This is a genomic window from Marseilla massiliensis, from assembly GCF_023336985.1.
Classification (GTDB): Bacteria; Bacteroidota; Bacteroidia; order Bacteroidales; family Bacteroidaceae; genus Prevotella; species Prevotella intestinigallinarum.
In genome coordinates, this window is the sequence record NZ_JAMBLP010000041.1 from 1 (window position 1) to 16,411 (window position 16,411).

Below are 16,411 nucleotides of genomic sequence, written 5' to 3' on the forward strand. Positions count from 1 at the left end.
TTAATATAATCAGTAGCATACTGCCTTGGGCTGCCTGCGCCGGCATGGCGGCACTGGGTGATGTCTGGAATAATGTTGGTAGTAGGGCCGGTTCGTTCTTGGGTGAGATTCGGCCCGTATGGCCAAACGACGACAGCCGTTTTGCGTTGCCGTATGGGCCGTTTGGCCAACCAAAACGACCCATACGGCAAACCGCTGAATGCCAGATAGTTGGGGGTGGCGCGCTGGATTGTTTGTTGCAGTCGGAAATGATGCGTGCAGAAATCAGCCGTGCCGGAAAACATCATTGCCGGATTTTAATCCCAATTAAAGCATGATGCCTGCAGATGATGGTTGGGGCATTCATGTCTTGTGTGCCAAATGCTTAATTGCTCCTTACGGCAACTTGCAGGCCCATGCAGCCTACGGCAGAATGCTGCGACTTCGCGGACACTGTAAGCAGAGGATTTGGCAATAGGGTGTATGCGTTTATGGCTCCCGGCAGTCGGTTTGGGATAAAGCGTGGTAGTGGGAATCCTTGTAGTTGATTTGTTTGCCGGCTTAGGCACTAAGGCCAAGTCAGCCCGGCTGGTTGTCTTTAGGCCGCAAGCAAATGTTTGCAGGCATACAGGGTGGGGGTGAACGGCGGTTGGGCGAATACTGCCGCCTGTCTGACGCTACTGGATGTATGGGCAATCGGAACAGGCACACGCCACAATTGATATGCCTGTGCCTGTTCTGATATCTTTCGTTGGCTGTCATCGCATTTGGCCATCGGTCAAAAGCAGTTCGTAGTCGACCACGTCGAGCCAACGGCCAAATTTGCGTCCTACCTGGTTGAAGCATGACACCTTGGTAAATCCAAGCCTCTCGTGGAAGTTGATGCTCGGCTCATTGTCGCCCGTAATACATGCTATCAAGGCGTGGCATCCCTTTGTGCGGCATGCGTCGATGAGGCGCTCCATCAGCTGTCGGCCAATGCCATGCCCGTGGTGCGAACGTGATATATACACCGTGGTCTCGAGAGTGTTTTCATACGCTTTGCGTTCTTTCCATCTGTGCGCATAGCAGAAGCCGACGACGTTGCCCTTGTCTTCGCATACAAAATAGGGGAACGACGCCGATATTTCAATTATTCGCTTCGACATTTCTTCAACTGTGACCGGTTCCAGCTCAAATGAAACAGTCGTGCCGGTTACATATTCGTTGTATATGTTGGCTATGGCAGTGGCGTCGGTATTGCAAACATTTCTGATAATCATGATTCAAAGTAAACATTTATCCCCAATCGGGCATTCAACAATCAGGCTGTTCCATCCCGCTGGCCGTGAATATCGGCCTGCCCCGTTGCCGGTGGCATAGCGGGTTGCGTAGCGACAAAGCGCAAACAAGATGCGGCGGGGTGGGGCGATGAGTTTGTGACGCATGTAACGACCATGAAAACAAACATCGAGCATTAAAGGGCCTGTTTGGGTTGAAAAGGGAGTTGCTTTTTGGCAACTCCCTTTGCTAATACACGTAATTTGCTATTCTACTTATATTCAGCCCAGCTCTTAATGTCGATGTCGTCGAGCTTTATTCGGCAGAATGCATTGATGAAGGCACTTGCCAGACGGCTGTTGGTTATCAGCGGAACATTCAGGTCGATGGCTGCGCGCCTTATCTTATAGCCATTGGTAAGCTCGCCCGCAGTCAGGTTCTTGGGTATGTTCACCACAAGGTCAATCTCGTGGTTGTGCAACATGTCAATGGCCTGCGGCTGCTTGTCTTCCGATGGCCAGAACACCTCGGTGTTCTCCACCCCGTTTTCCGACAGGTACTTGGAACTGCCGCTGGTGGCATACAGCTTGTATCCGTGCTCAACGAGCATGCGTGCGGCATCGAGCATCTCGGCCTTTTGCTTGGCGCTACCTGTAGAAAGCAATATGTTCTTTTCAGGTATGCGTTGTCCAACAGAGAGCATGCTCTTGAGCAAGGCCGTGCTCGTGTCATCGCCAAGACAGCCCACTTCGCCCGTTGAAGCCATGTCAACGCCGAGCACAGGGTCGGCTTTCTGCAGTCGGTTGAACGAGAATTGGCTTGCCTTGATGCCCACGTAGTCGAGGTCGAAGAGAGTCTTGCTGGGCTTTTCTACGGGAAGTCCGAGCATCACCTTGGTTGCAAGTTCAATCAGGTTGATTTTCAAGACCTTGCTTACGAATGGGAACGAGCGTGATGCGCGCAGGTTGCACTCAATCACCTTGATGTCGTTTTCCTTTGCAAGGAACTGTATGTTGAACGGGCCGCTGATGTGCAACTCTTCTGCTATCTTGCGGCTTACGCGCTTGATGCGCCTCACAGTCTCGCAATACAGCTTCTGCGGGGGGAACTGTATGGTGGCGTCGCCAGAGTGGACTCCGGCAAACTCAATGTGCTCGCTGATGGCGTATGCTATTATTTCGCCATTGCGGGCCACGGCATCCATCTCAACCTCTTTTGCATGCTCTATGAAGCGGCTTACCACCACGGGGTGGTCTTCGCTTACATTGGCTGCCAGGCGCAGGAACTTTTCAAGCTCTTCCTGGTTGGAGCATACGTTCATGGCTGCACCCGACAATACGTATGACGGGCGTACCAGCACGGGGAAGCCCACCTTTGATATGAACGTGTTGATGTCTTCCATCGTGGTGAGGGCGCTCCACTCCGGCTGGTCTATGCCGTTGCGGGTGAGCATCGACGAGAACTTTGCGCGGTCTTCGGCATTGTCAATGTCTTTGGCTGATGTTCCGAGAATGGGCACGTGCTGTCCGTCGAGCCTCATTGCCAGGTTGTTGGGTATCTGTCCTCCTGTAGAGACAATCACTCCGTGTGGGCATTCAAGGTCGATTATGTCCATCACACGCTCAAAGGTCAGCTCGTCGAAGTAGAGGCGGTCGCACATGTCATAGTCGGTGGAAACAGTCTCCGGGTTGTAGTTTATCATCACCGAGCGGTAGCCTTCTTTGCGTATGGTTTGCAGGGCCTGCACACCGCACCAGTCGAACTCTACAGACGAGCCAATGCGGTAGGCACCGGAGCCAAGCACAATGATTGAGCGTTTGTCGCGCTCGAACGTAATGTCGTGGGCAACGCCGGCGTAGGTGAGGTACAGGTAGTTGGTCTGTGCCGGATATTCGGCAGCCAGGGTGTCTATCTGCTTGACATATGGCAGTATACCGTAGCTCTTGCGCAGGTTGCGCACCACAAGGCCGGCCTTGGCCATGCTGTTCAGTTCTGTTTCCAAGCCCACGGCACGGGCAATCTGGAAGTCGGTGAATCCGTAGACCTTGGCCTCGCGCAGCAGTTCCTTGTCGAGGTTGTTTATGCTCTTCAAGGCCTTCATGCGCTCGTCGATGTCGATGATGTGCTTCAGTTTCTGCAAGAACCATTTGTCAATCTTCGTCAGCTCATGTATCTGGTCGATGGTGTAACCCTTGTGCATGGCTTTCGAGATGATGAACACGCGCTTGTCTGTAGGCTCACGCAATGCAGCGTCGATGTCGGGTATCTCAAGTTCCTTGTTCTCGACAAAGCCGTGCATGCCTTGCCCTATCATGCGCAAACCCTTCTGTATGGCTTCCTCAAAGTTGCGGCCGATGGCCATCACCTCGCCTACCGACTTCATGGATGAGCCAAGCTCTTTGTCAACGCCACGGAACTTGCTGAGGTCCCACCGTGGTATTTTGCAGACCACATAGTCGAGGGCAGGCTCGAAAAAGGCGCTTGTCGTCTTCGTGACCGAGTTTTTCAGCTCAAACAGGCCGTAGCCCATGCCCAGCTTGGCGGCGACGAAAGCCAAGGGATAGCCTGTGGCTTTGGATGCGAGCGCCGACGAACGGCTCAGGCGGGCGTTCACTTCGATTACGCGGTAGTCTTCGCTTTGTGGGTCGAAGGCATACTGCACATTGCATTCTCCGATTATGCCTATGTGACGTATAATCTTGATAGACAGCGCTCTAAGCTTGTGGTACTCGCTGTTTGTCAAGGTCTGAGATGGTGCTATGACTATGCTCTCGCCTGTATGTATGCCCAATGGGTCGAAATTTTCCATGTTGCATACTGTGATACAGTTGTCATAGCGGTCGCGCACAACCTCATATTCTATTTCTTTCCAGCCTTTCAGGCTCTTCTCTACGAGAACCTGAGGCGAGAAAGAGAAAGCCTTTTCGGCCAGTTTGTCAAGCTCTTCCTCGTTGTCGCAGAATCCGCTGCCCAACCCTCCAAGGGCGTATGCGGCCCTGAGGATAACGGGGTAGCCCAATTCCTTGGCGGCCTTGCGGGCTTGCTCAATATTTTCGCACGCCTCGCTCTTGATGGTCTTGACGCCAATCTCATTGAGTTTTTCTACGAAAAGCTCGCGGTCTTCGGTGTCCATGATAGCCTGGACGGGTGTGCCGAGCACGCGTACGTTGTATTTTTCAAGCACTCCGCTCTGGTGCAACGCCACACCGCAGTTGAGTGCTGTCTGTCCGCCGAAAGCCAACAGTATGCCGTCGGGGCGCTCCTTTTCGATTACGCGCTCTACGAAATACGGCTGTACGGGCAGGAAATAAATCTGGTCGGCAACCCCCTCGGATGTCTGGACAGTCGCGATATTTGGGTTTATCAATACGGTATATATTCCTTCTTCACGCAGTGCCTTCAGCGCTTGTGAACCGGAATAGTCAAATTCGCCAGCTTCGCCAATCTTCAATGCGCCTGAGCCGAGCAACAGGACTTTCTTTATATTTTCGTCTCTCATAGTTACTGTTACTTCAATTTTTCAACAAAACGGTCAAACATAAATTCAGTGTCGACAGGGCCTGAGCAGGCTTCCGGGTGGAACTGGCTTGTAAACCAGGGGTTCTCCTTGTGGCATATGCCTTCGTTTGACCCGTCGTTCATGTTAACGAACAGTTCCTTCCAGTCGCTGCCTAGCGTCTTGGCATCGACAGCGTAGCCATGGTTCTGGCTTGTTATGTAGCACCTTGTGGTTCCAACTTCCATCACCGGCTGGTTGTGCGACCTGTGACCGTATTTGAGCTTGTATATTGTTGCGCCTCCGGCTTTGGCCAGCAGCTGGTTGCCCATGCATATTCCGCATATAGGCTTGCGTGAAAGGCTCATTTGTTTGCGTATGATGTTGACCGCGTCTTCGCACATGTCCGGGTCGCCCGGGCCGTTGCCGAGGAAAAGACCGTCGAAGTCCATGCCCGTATAATCATAATTCCATGGCACGCGGATAACTTCCACACCACGGTTGATGAGGCATCGTATGATGTTGTTCTTTACGCCGCAGTCAACCAGTACGACTTTCTTTCCGGCGCCTTCGTTGTAACGTATGACCTCCTTGCAGCTCACTTTGTCAACAAAGTTAACGCCTTCATAATCTGCCTGAGGTATGTTGTCGGGCTGGTCGTCGAAAAGAATCTTTCCCATCATTACACCATGCTCACGCAACACTTTGGTCAGCTGGCGGGTGTCTATGCCGGTGATGCCGGGCACATGCTCGCGCTTCAGCCAGTCGGCCAGGCTCTCGACTGCATTCCAGTGACTATACTCTTCACTGTAGTCTGCAACGATTATGGCCGATGCGTAGATCTTGTCGCTCTCCATGAACGTTGCTATGCCGTCAGGGGCAATGGTGAAAGGGGGAACACCATAGTTTCCCACCAGTGGGTAAGTCAGTGTCATCAACTGTCCGGCGTATGAGGGGTCGGTCAGGCTCTCCGGATAACCCATCATCGCTGTATTGAAGACTACTTCGCCTGCAACTGGTTGTTCGTAACCGAATGACTTGCCGCGAAATTCTGTTCCGTCTTCAAGAACCAATGTTACGTTCTTCATCATATATGGTTGTAAAGTGTTTAAAACTTTTGTTCGTACTGATACACGTTGTCATAGTAATTGATGAATGCCTGGTTTACAAGCTTCATCCCGCCGGGAGTGGGGTAGTTGCCTGTAAAATACCAGTCGCCCTTATGGTCGGGTATGGCAGTGTGCAGCCCTTCGATGCTTTGGTAAACCAGTTCGATGGGGGTGGTCACCTCTGCAGGGCGCAGCAGTTCCACCATCTTGGTGTTGAGCTCTTCGACCGTGAATGGCTTATAAAGCGCTTTGACACAACATTGCATCTCTTCCTTGGGCTTCTTCAACTCGTCGATGCAGTTTTTGTATGTCTCGTCTATAAGGCTCTGCATGCCACGGTCTTGCAGCAGTGCTATGCATGCCCTGAAAGCGATGAACTCTTCAAGCTTGGCCATGTCGATGCCATAATAATCGGGATAGCGTATCTGCGGCGACGAGCTGACTATGACAATCTTTTTCGGGTGGAGCCTGTCAAGTATCTTGATGATGCTTTCGCGGAGTGTGGTTCCGCGCACGATGCTGTCGTCTATGACCACAAGATTGTCGACGCCTTTTTCCAACACTTCGTATGTCACGTCGTAAACGTGTGATGCCAGGTCGTTGCGCGAATTGCCTTCTGTAATGAACGTGCGCAACTTGATGTCTTTCCAAGCAACCTTTTCAGAACGGACAAACTGTTCGAGTATCTTTTCCAGTTCTTCGTGCGTCGGCATGTGCCCCAGCGATTCTATGGCTTGTATTTTTTGCTCGTTGATATATCGCTTGAAGCTTCCCAGCATACCGTAGTATGCTACCTCTGCCGTGTTGGGTATGAATGAAAACACTGTGTGCTCCACGTCGTTGTCGATAGCCTTCAATATGGGCTTCATCAACAAATCGCCAAGCTTCTTGCGTTCGCGGTATATGTCGCGGTCGGAACCACGGCTGAAGTATATGCGCTCAAATGAGCATGCAGAGTCGCCGCGTTGGTCTAATATCTTCTCAAGCGAGAATTCTCCCTTCTTGTTTACGACAACAGCTTCGCCAGGCTTTAGTTCGCATATCTGGTCGCATTCGATGTCGAATGTTGTCTGGAGGACGGGGCGCTCGCTGGCAACGACCACCACTTCGTCATTCTTATAATAGAAGGCCGGACGTATGCCCCACGGGTCGCGCATTGAAAACATTTCACCGCTGCCGGTGAGACCGCAAACCACATAGCCGCCGTCAAAGTCGGGCATCGTGGTACGCAACACATTGCTCATGCGTACATGGTCGTCGATGTAGTCGGTTATGTCAGTGCCTTGCAGCCCGTTTTCCTTGGCATCGACGAAGTTGCGTTCCACTTCCCTGTCCAGTCGGTGGCCCATCCATTCCAGCATGATATAACTGTCGCTGAAGATGCGTGGGCACTGTCCTTGCGAGGTGATTTTGCTGAATATCTCATCGATGTTAGTCATATTGAAGTTGCCACACAAGCACAGGTTCTTGGCCTTCCAGTTGTTGCGGCGCAGAAATGGATGGACATATTGCAAGCCACTCTTGCCTGTCGTAGAATAGCGGAGGTGACCCATATACAATTCGCCGGCGAAAGGAAGGTTCTCCTTTGCGTATTCTGCATCGGCCAACTGTTCTTTAGAAAGGTTGCGAAACTCTTTTTGAGCACTTCCGAATATTTCTGTTATGGCGTTTGCTCCCAAAGCCTTCTCACGAAACATATACTCATTACCAGGCAGAGTATTCAACTTCACACATGCAATGCCGGCACCTTCCTGGCCTCGGTTGTGTTGCTTCTCCATCATGAGGTACAACTTGTTCAACCCGTACATCCATGTTCCATACTTTTTCTGGTAATAATCGAGCGGCTTTAGTAGCCTAATCATTGCCACTCCACATTCGTGTTTTAATTGTTCCATCCGAATATCCTAAACTATTTTCTATTTGGTTGTCATTATAAGCCAATATAATAATACGGCAACTTGTAGGTTAAACACAACTAAGTGGGCTAAATGATTAGCCCACATGGTCATTCAACGGTTACAGACTTTGCAAGGTTGCGTGGCTGGTCCACGTTCTTGCCTTTGCAAACTGCGATATGGTAAGCAAGCAATTGCAACGGAATGGTTGACAATAGGGGCTCAAGGCATTCTATTGTGTCTGGTAGCTCTATCACTTCATCGGCAATGCGGCTTATCGTATTGTCGCCTTCTGTCACAATGGCAATCACTTTGCCTTTGCGAGCTTTTATTTCTTGTATGTTGTTCAGCACTTTTTCATACATGGCGTTGTGCGTGGCTATGACAACGACAGGCATGTCTGAATCTATCAGGGCTATGGGACCGTGTTTCATTTCGGCAGCGGGATAGCCTTCGGCGTGTATGTAGCTGATTTCCTTAAGCTTTAGCGCTCCCTCAAGGGCCACAGGGTAGTTGTAGCCACGGCCAAGGTATAAGAAGTTGCGGGCGTAAGTGAAGATGCGGCTCAGGTCGGCTATCCTGTCGTTGAGCTTCAGCACTTCCTCCATCTTTTGGGGTATTGCATGCAATTCTTTTACTATGCTCAGATAGGCTTCGTTGCTTATCGTGCCTTTTTCCTTTGCCAAAGCCAAGGCAAGCATTGACAATACTGTCACCTGGCCGGTGAAAGCCTTTGTCGATGCTACTCCTATCTCAGGCCCTACATGTATGTATGAACCGGTGTCCGTAGAACGTGGTATGCTCGATCCGATAGCGTTGCAAATGCCATAAATAAATGCGCCGTTTTCTTTGGCGAGCTTTATCGCCGCAAGCGTATCGGCCGTCTCGCCGCTTTGGGATATGGCGATGACTACATCCTTGCTCGTTATCACCGGGTTGCGATAGCGGAATTCTGACGCATACTCTACTTCAACCGGTATGCGGCACAGGCTTTCAAGTATCTGTTTTCCTATAAGTCCGGCATGCCACGACGTTCCGCAAGCGATTATTATGAACCTGTTGGCATTGAGCAATTGTTTCTTGTAGTCGATGACGGCGCTCAACACAACATTGTCTGTGTCGACGTTGACACGGCCGCGCATGCAGTTGGTCAGGCATTCCGGCTGCTCGAATATTTCTTTGAGCATGAAATGGGGATATCCGCCCTTCTCAATCTCTCCGAGGTTGATATCCACTGTCTGTATCTCTGGATTCTGCAGCCGGTTTTGTATGTTTACTACCTTCAGGTCTTCGCCTTTCCTTATCACTGCGATATTGCCATCTTCGAGATACACCACCTTGTCTGTGTATTCTACGATGGGCGACGCGTCGGAACCCAGAAAGAACTCATTGTCGCCAATGCCTACAACCAAAGGGCTTTGTTTGCGTGCTGCTATGATTTGGTTTGGGTTGCGCTTGTCGAGCAGAGCTATGGCGTATGCTCCAATCACTTCGTGCAGGGCCAGCTGAACAGCCGTCAATAAGTCGAGGTTCTTACGTTGCTGTATGTATTCTATCAATTGTACGAGCACCTCGGTGTCTGTGTCAGAGCGGAATGTGATGCCCTTTTCCATCAGTTTTTTCCTCAGCGAGGCATAGTTCTCAATGATTCCATTGTGAATTATTGCCAAGTTCTTCGACTGGGAATAATGCGGGTGGGCGTTGACAGAGGATGGCTCGCCATGGGTGGCCCATCGTGTATGGGCTATGCCCACAGTGCCTGTTGTGTTCTTGTCGGCACAGAAGGCCACCAGATCATCAACTTTGCCCTTGCTCTTGTATACGTTAAGGTTGCCGCTTGAGTTGATCAATGCGACACCAGCGCTGTCATATCCACGATACTCCAACCTTCTTAACCCTTTAATTAGTATAGGGAATGCATCCTTATCACCAATATATCCTACAATTCCACACATATCTACTCTATATTATACAATTAACGGCAGGCGCAACGAGCGCCTGCCATTTACATACATTAATCAGTTCAAGATGTTATACAATAGTGAGGTCAGCGAAATCAATATTGAGGTCGCCGAGAACCATAATGTAGTCATGCTACCCACACTTGAGTTTTGTGCCTTCACCTTATTGGGTTCAACATATACAATGTCGTTTTGCTGCAAATAATAATAAGGTGAATTAATGATGTTTGCATCGTTAAGGTTTAGCACATGAATGGATTTCATGCCTGTTGAGTCTTCGCGTATCAGCTTTACATTGTTGCGAACACCGTATATGGTGAGGTCGCCCGCCTGGGCAAGAGCCTCCAATATGGAAATCTTTTCATTGGTAACGGTGTACATGCCGGGGCGGGTGACTTCGCCGAGGACAGAAATCTTATAGTTTGACATGCGCACGGTGACAATCGGAGTTTCCGCTTTGCTCATGTATGGCTTTATCTTTTCCAGTATGACGCGCTCCGCCTGAGATTTAGTAAGGCCTCCGACGTGCAAGCGGCCTACACGCGGAAAATCGATGTAACCGTCGTTGTCAACAAGATAGCTTTGCAGCAAGGGTTGTGAAGTCGTTGTGCGCATGCTTTGTGTCAGTGGGGTGGGCACTGTCATGTTGAATGGGGCGGCGGCATCAGCGTCTGATGTGCTGACTGTTATTGTTAGCACATCTTTAGGCATAATCCTTGCGTCGTAAAGAACTCTAGACTGCTCCAGGTTTACAATATTACTGTTTTGGAAATAAGCAACATTTTTATTAGAACAACTGCCAAATATCATTATGACGGCAGCAAAAGCCACAGGCAAGATGATTTTCTTTGAAATTATCATTTTGTGAAACCGTTTTTAATTGCCTGCAAATTTACACCTATTTTTCCATATAAGCAAGAAAATGTCCGACTAAGAAATCTCCTTTATGAAAAAAGGAAGATTTTTGTAAAAACGCCCGCAAACGCCGGCTGTTTGGCCGTGGGCGTTTGCGGGCACTGGGTTGTGGCGTTGTCGCTTGTTGTCGCTCTGTTTGTTCAGAACAGAGCTCTCTGGCAACATTTCGTTTTAATAGAACTTGAAATAATTCCGTGCGTTGTTGTAAGATATGTCTTCAACCATTCGGCTGAGTATTTCGTGGTCATTGGGCAGCAACCCTTTCTCTACGTCGGTTCCGAGAATATTGCAAAGCAGACGGCGGAAATACTCGTGGCGCGGATAACTCAAGAAAGAGCGTGAGTCGGTGAGCATACCTACGAAACGGCTCAGCAGGCCGAGCACTGAAAGGGCGTTCATTTGGCGGGTCATGCCGTCGAGTTGGTCGTTGAACCACCAGCCGGAACCAAACTGAATCTTGCCCGGGCAACCACCCTGGAAGTTGCCAAGCATGGTGGCAATCACCTCGTTGGCGCACGGGTTAAGGGTGTAGAGGATTGTGCGTGTGAGCTTACCCTCCATGTTCAGCTTGTTGAGGAACTTGCTCATAGCCTTTGCCGTGTTGAACTCGCCAATAGAGTCAAAGCCAGTGTCGGGGCCAAGTTGCTCGTACATCTTTGTATTGTTGTCGCGGATTGCGCCATAGTGGAACTGCTGTGTCCAGTCGGCATCGGCATCCATCTCTGCCATCTTAGTCAGGAAGCAGTTCTTGTATTGGCGTATTTCATAGGCAGTGAGTTCTTTCTTGCTCATTGCCTTGGCGAATATGGCTTCAATTTGTGCGTCGGTATACTCCTCGTCGTAGAACTCCTCGATTCCGTGGTCCGACAGCTTGCAGCCGTTGGCTGTGAAGAAGTCGTGGCGCTTCTGCAATGCGTCCACCATGTCTTTGAAGGTCGTGATGGTCACGCCTGCTACTTCGCCAAGCTTATTTACATACTCGGCAAAGTCAGGCTTCTCGATGTTCATGGCTTTGTCTGGGCGCCATGCTGGTATCATCTTTATTTCAAAACCGCTTTCCCTGGTTTGCTTGTGATAGCGCAAGTCGTCAATGGGATCGTCGGTTGTGCATACGCATTCAACGTTGTATCTGCGCATCAAGCCACGGGCTGAGTACTCCGGCTGCTTGAGCTTCTCGTTGCACTCGTCGTATATCTCGCGTGCGGTCTTCGGGCTCAGCAGCTTAGTGATGCCGAATGCAGTCTTGAGTTCGAGGTGTGTCCAATGGTAAAGTGGGTTGCGGAAAGTGTAAGGCACTGTCTCGGCCCATTTCTCAAACTTCTCCCAGTCTGACGTGTCTTTGCCAGTGCAATACTTTTCGTCAACGCCGTTGGTGCGCATTGCCCTCCATTTGTAGTGGTCACCACCCAGCCAAAGTTCTGTGATGCTTTTAAACTTATGGTCATTTGCCACCATTTCAGGTATCAGGTGGCAGTGATAGTCGATAATAGGCATCTTTGCCGCATGGTTGTGGAACAGGTCTTGGGCAACTTCATTATCCAACAAGAAGTTCTCGTCATTGAATTGTTTCATAATTAGTTGTTTATTAATTGTTGTATGCTTTATAGGTCTGTCAAATCGTTGTTCTCGCCATCTGGCACCACACTGTTCTGTATGAAGTGTTCATACCGTATGGATATCTATAGTGCAAAAGTAATAAAATAATTCTGCAATGTCGAAAAGTTTACTTATTTTTGCAACAAAAATATACGTAAACGATGACGTACGACAATAATGTTCTATTGATTTACACAGGTGGCACTATTGGAATGAACCGCAATCCTCAGACCGGGGCGCTCGAGCCTTTCAAGTTTGAACATCTTTTGAGTAACGTTCCTGAGCTTGCGCAGTTCTCGACACACATTGCCACGTATCAATTCACGCCGCCTATCGACAGTAGCAATATGTCGCCCCGGCTGTGGATTGAGTTGACCCATATCATAGCTGATAACTATGACAAGTATGACGGGTTTGTGATATTGCATGGCACTGACACCATGGCTTTCACCGCCTCTGCGTTGAGCTACATGCTTGAAAACCTCACAAAGCCCGTAATACTTACCGGCAGTCAGTTGCCGATAGGACAATTGCGGACTGACGGGAAGGAGAATCTCATCACCAGCATTGAGATTGCTTCTGCCAAGCATCCCGATGGAAGGGCCATAATGCCTGAAGTGGGCATATATTTCAATGGCCACCTCATGAGGGGAAATCGTACAACGAAGCAAAGCGCCGACAATTTCAACGCTTTCGAGAGTTTTAACTACCCGCACCTGGCTGACGCGGGGGTTAACATCTCGTATAGGGAAGACCTAATTTTAAAACCGGACTATTCTAAGCCGATGACTCCGCATTTTCGGTTGGACAACAACGTCATAGTGTTTACTATATTCCCCGGCATACGTGAAGATTTGGTGCGTCATGTCATTGCCACACCCAACTTGCGCTCCATTGTCATGCGTACCTTCGGCAGTGGGAATGCCCCACAGTCGCCATGGCTTATCAAGGCGTTGAAAGAAGCGTCGGCTAATGGCAAGACTATAATTAATATTAGCCAGTGTATGGCTGGAAGTGTTGAGATGGGGCGTTATGACACTGGCTATCAATTGAAGTCGGCCGGCGTCATCAGTGGTCATGACAGTACAGTTGAAAGTGCTGTCACCAAACTGATGTATTTGCAGGCAAGGTTTTCCGACCCAGAGAAGATCAGGCATTACCTCAACAGAAATATCAGGGGTGAGATGTGTGTGTGAGCAGAAGGCCTCGCGTCGTGATGGTGTGGTTGGCGACGTGGTGCTGTTTGGCTTTAACACAATGTGGCCATCAGAGTACAAGGTAATTATATCCAATTGCCGGGCAGGCTTGTTGTAGGCTTTGTCGGAGTCGTAACTGGCTGTGTTGAGGCAAATTCGTAAGCTGATGCCGCCGGAACATGGATAATAGTTTGGGGCATATTGATAAATATCGGTGCAGAAGTTCTTTGGTCTGATGCGATTGGAGATTGGCGGTATCATTGACCAATGGCCATTTGACGAGGTATAAAAGGCTGTCGTTGTGTATGGCCGTTTGGATGTGGCGCATGCCTATGCGTGTTGGAAGTCTAGGCTGATGAGGAAGTTCTTATTGTGCATGGATGTCGAGGTCTTGTTTGTTATATTGTAACCGACAGCGCGCAGCCCCTACAAACAACAATGCCGACGTCGTTTCTATGAACAAAGAAACGACGTCGGCATTGTTGTCAAGCCTGTTTAAATGTTATGTGCCCAGCTTGACGGTTTGGGTATTGCCTTTTGTCAATGTGAGGTGGGCTGTTCCGTTCTGCTCTATTTCTACCTTTGAGTATTTGGCCTCGACAATGATTTTACCGTCAATCATGATGACTCCCCACTGGCTTGGTCTTTCTTCCACTGCGCAATACATGCCAACGGGCGCCTGTATGCTGCGGTAGATAGGCGGCACGACAATAATCTGCCCGTGCCGGAGCCCCCATTTATTGCCCGACATAAACGGTATCACACCTTGCAGAGAGTCTAGTCTGCGCCGCCGCCTTTCTTCCATCAACCTGTTTTTCTTTTCTTCATAGGCGGCTTTGCGGGCCTCGGCTTTAGTCAGAAGCCTTTCCATCATAGAATAAAATCCTTCGGGTGAAGTTTGGTTTTCAAAGTATATTTTGTGCAATCTTGCTCCGTCGGAGGTCAGGTAATAGGTGCCCTGTGTGTCTTCAATTATGGCGGTCCCATCAGGCAATATGCCAGACAGGTTGTAGTATGTAGATTTGTCTCCGGCTACCAGCACACTGCATCTGTGGCCGATGAAGTTGTTTTCACGCAATATCTGATGGCACTGGGGCCTTGACCCGAAGTCGTGAACAAACAGCATCTTTCCATCAAAGGTCGTTTGAATGCTTCCTGCGTCTGGTTTCCATCTCAATTCCCTCTTGGTGCGACTGCAATACATTCTATCCGTTTCAACCACTTCCACTTGCCCAAACGCCTTCACTTTGGGCTTGGCGTCATGCTTGTGGCCTGTGGCAAGGTCTGTGTATTCCACTTTGCCGTCTATAGCGGTTGTAGCAATAAATCCTTTTGGGGTGAATGCCAGCTTCCGGCATTTGCCCAAGGCCATGATTATTTTGCCGCCACAATCGCATACAGCCGCACTTCCGTTTGTGAGCAATACAGCTGCCATGTTGTTTTCAGTGGCATACACTTTCTTGAATTGGGGTGTGGTCGTCACCATGTCGCCACGCCTTAACCCGTAAAGTCCTGTCCGCCTGTCTATAAACGGCATGAGCTTTCCCTGCTCAAGATGCATTGTAAGGTTTCTGCTTTCCTTAAGGTATTCCAGCAACCGTTCATGTGTCAATACTATCTCCATGGCCGGGTCTGGCCCTATCGGCTCGCCATTGGTGCAGCAATCTGCCATGGCGTGGTAGCAGCATTCGTTTCTGCTTGTGGCATCGTGGCCCTTACCCGCCATCCGTCCTTCAAACATTGCCTGCCAATCGCGGTCTGCTGCAGGCAGACCGAACAAGCGGTACAGTCCGACGTTGTCTATTATCACACAACTTTGTTTGTTTTCTGCCACTCGAAGTCCGCGGCCAACTTGCTGCAGGTATTTTGCTAGCGACAGAGTAGGGCGGGCCAGTTGCACAAACTCTACATCGGGACAGTCGAAACCTTCGCTGAAAACGTCAACATTAACCAGTACCTGAATGTTGCCATGACGGAAGTCTTCTACAAGCTGTTTCCTTATTTTTGCCGGCGTCTTGCTGTCTATGGCCGCGGCCGTTATTCCTTTATGTCCGTAATAGTCGGCAATGTTCCGCGCGTGGCTGATGCTGATGGCATACACTATGCCTTTCTTTCCGCCGGCATATTGTTTTACGCTGTCATGCAACCGTTCTATGCTTGGGCGTTTGTTAAGCACGGCGTCCATTTCCTTCACTTGGAAATCGCCGTCCGCCCCGCGTTTCTCCAGGCTCTCTATCAGCTTTTGGGTTTCGCTGCCTTGGCGTATAGACACATAGTCGAAGGCTGCAAGCCATCCTTGCCTGATAAAGTCTGCAATGCTGTATGAGGTGACCAGCACATCAAACAAGTCGGTGAATCCAACACGATTCAGCCGGCATGGGGTGGCGGTCATGCCCAACTTCATGGCAGCAGGATAGCGCTGCCAAAGTTCCTTGTAGGTCTCGGCAAGCGCGTGGTGGGCTTCGTCTATCACAATCAGCCCCGGTTGTTCGCCTTGCACGTCATCCCAATGTCTCGCAAGCCATTGGATTGACAGTACTTTGATAACTCCATACTCTTTCCGTATGCCATATCTTGCCACTGTTTCTTCAATCTGTTCGACAAGCTCACGGCGGTGAGCGACTATCCAGACGGAGCAACCATGTTTATCACTTTTAAGTTTCAGATGTTCGCTTACGAGCGAAGCCAGCACTACAGTCTTCCCCGTACCGGTTGGCATCTGTACCAAAACGGATTTATTTGATGCCCAACTATCCACTACACGCCTTATTATGTCACTCTGGTAGTCGCGTAGTAAGATTCCGGTATGCTTCGTCATCTCATTTATTTATAAGACATGTGTATACAGAAGGGCAGGGCGTAGCTTGGCTGACTGTTAGGTTCTGCCCCCTAGGGCTACCTCCCCTTGTACATGTCGTCGTAATAACGCTGGTAGTCGCCGCTCGTCACGTTGTCCATCCACTCCTGGTTGTCGAGATACCAGCGCACGGTCTTCTCTATTCCA

10 protein-coding genes are annotated in these 16,411 nt (G+C 49.8%); 2 read left to right on the forward strand and 8 right to left on the reverse strand.

What is annotated here, in order from left to right:
• The coding region (locus tag M3089_RS15225) for a hypothetical protein (RefSeq protein ID WP_249085104.1) at nucleotides 1–317 on the forward strand (317 nt) is incomplete at its 5' end.
• Between the two features lie 420 nt (nucleotides 318–737).
• Here the strand turns inward: M3089_RS15225 and M3089_RS15230 are convergent.
• The 7 genes from M3089_RS15230 to uxaC all read right to left on the reverse strand — a co-directional run bounded on the left by M3089_RS15230 (nucleotide 738) and on the right by uxaC (nucleotide 12,187).
• Nucleotides 738–1,238 (reverse strand): GNAT family N-acetyltransferase, encoded by a 501-nt coding sequence (locus M3089_RS15230; protein ID WP_249085111.1) that lies wholly within the window; start codon nucleotides 1,236–1,238, stop codon nucleotides 738–740.
• 272 nt (nucleotides 1,239–1,510) lie between these two features.
• Nucleotides 1,511–4,738 (reverse strand): carbamoyl-phosphate synthase (glutamine-hydrolyzing) large subunit, encoded by a 3,228-nt coding sequence (gene carB, locus M3089_RS15235; protein WP_205109757.1) that lies wholly within the window; start codon nucleotides 4,736–4,738, stop codon nucleotides 1,511–1,513.
• 8 nt (nucleotides 4,739–4,746) lie between these two features.
• Nucleotides 4,747–5,823, reverse strand: a complete 1,077-nt coding sequence (gene carA, locus M3089_RS15240; protein WP_249085113.1) for a glutamine-hydrolyzing carbamoyl-phosphate synthase small subunit — start codon at nucleotides 5,821–5,823, stop codon at nucleotides 4,747–4,749.
• Nucleotides 5,824–5,843: 20 nt separating this feature from the next.
• Nucleotides 5,844–7,739: an amidophosphoribosyltransferase gene (locus M3089_RS15245; RefSeq protein WP_205109759.1), complete on the reverse strand. Its 1,896-nt coding sequence runs from the start codon at nucleotides 7,737–7,739 to the stop codon at nucleotides 5,844–5,846.
• Nucleotides 7,740–7,849: 110 nt separating this feature from the next.
• Complete coding sequence (glmS, locus tag M3089_RS15250) at nucleotides 7,850–9,694, reverse strand: glutamine--fructose-6-phosphate transaminase (isomerizing) (protein WP_249085105.1); 1,845 nt, start codon at nucleotides 9,692–9,694, stop codon at nucleotides 7,850–7,852.
• Between the two features lie 63 nt (nucleotides 9,695–9,757).
• Nucleotides 9,758–10,561, reverse strand: coding sequence for a polysaccharide biosynthesis/export family protein (locus tag M3089_RS15255; RefSeq protein WP_249085107.1), 804 nt, complete (start codon nucleotides 10,559–10,561; stop codon nucleotides 9,758–9,760).
• Between the two features lie 225 nt (nucleotides 10,562–10,786).
• Complete coding sequence (gene uxaC, locus M3089_RS15260; protein WP_205109774.1) at nucleotides 10,787–12,187, reverse strand: glucuronate isomerase; 1,401 nt, start codon at nucleotides 12,185–12,187, stop codon at nucleotides 10,787–10,789.
• 185 nt (nucleotides 12,188–12,372) lie between these two features.
• On the opposite strand from uxaC, the gene M3089_RS15265 reads away from it, so the two are divergent.
• On the forward strand, nucleotides 12,373–13,407 hold the full coding sequence (locus tag M3089_RS15265) for an asparaginase (RefSeq protein WP_205109776.1): 1,035 nt from the start codon (nucleotides 12,373–12,375) through the stop codon (nucleotides 13,405–13,407).
• Between the two features lie 502 nt (nucleotides 13,408–13,909).
• Here M3089_RS15265 and M3089_RS15270 read toward each other — a convergent pair.
• Nucleotides 13,910–16,225, reverse strand: a complete 2,316-nt coding sequence (locus M3089_RS15270) for a DEAD/DEAH box helicase (protein WP_249085109.1) — start codon at nucleotides 16,223–16,225, stop codon at nucleotides 13,910–13,912.
• Nucleotides 16,226–16,411 lie beyond the last annotated feature (186 nt).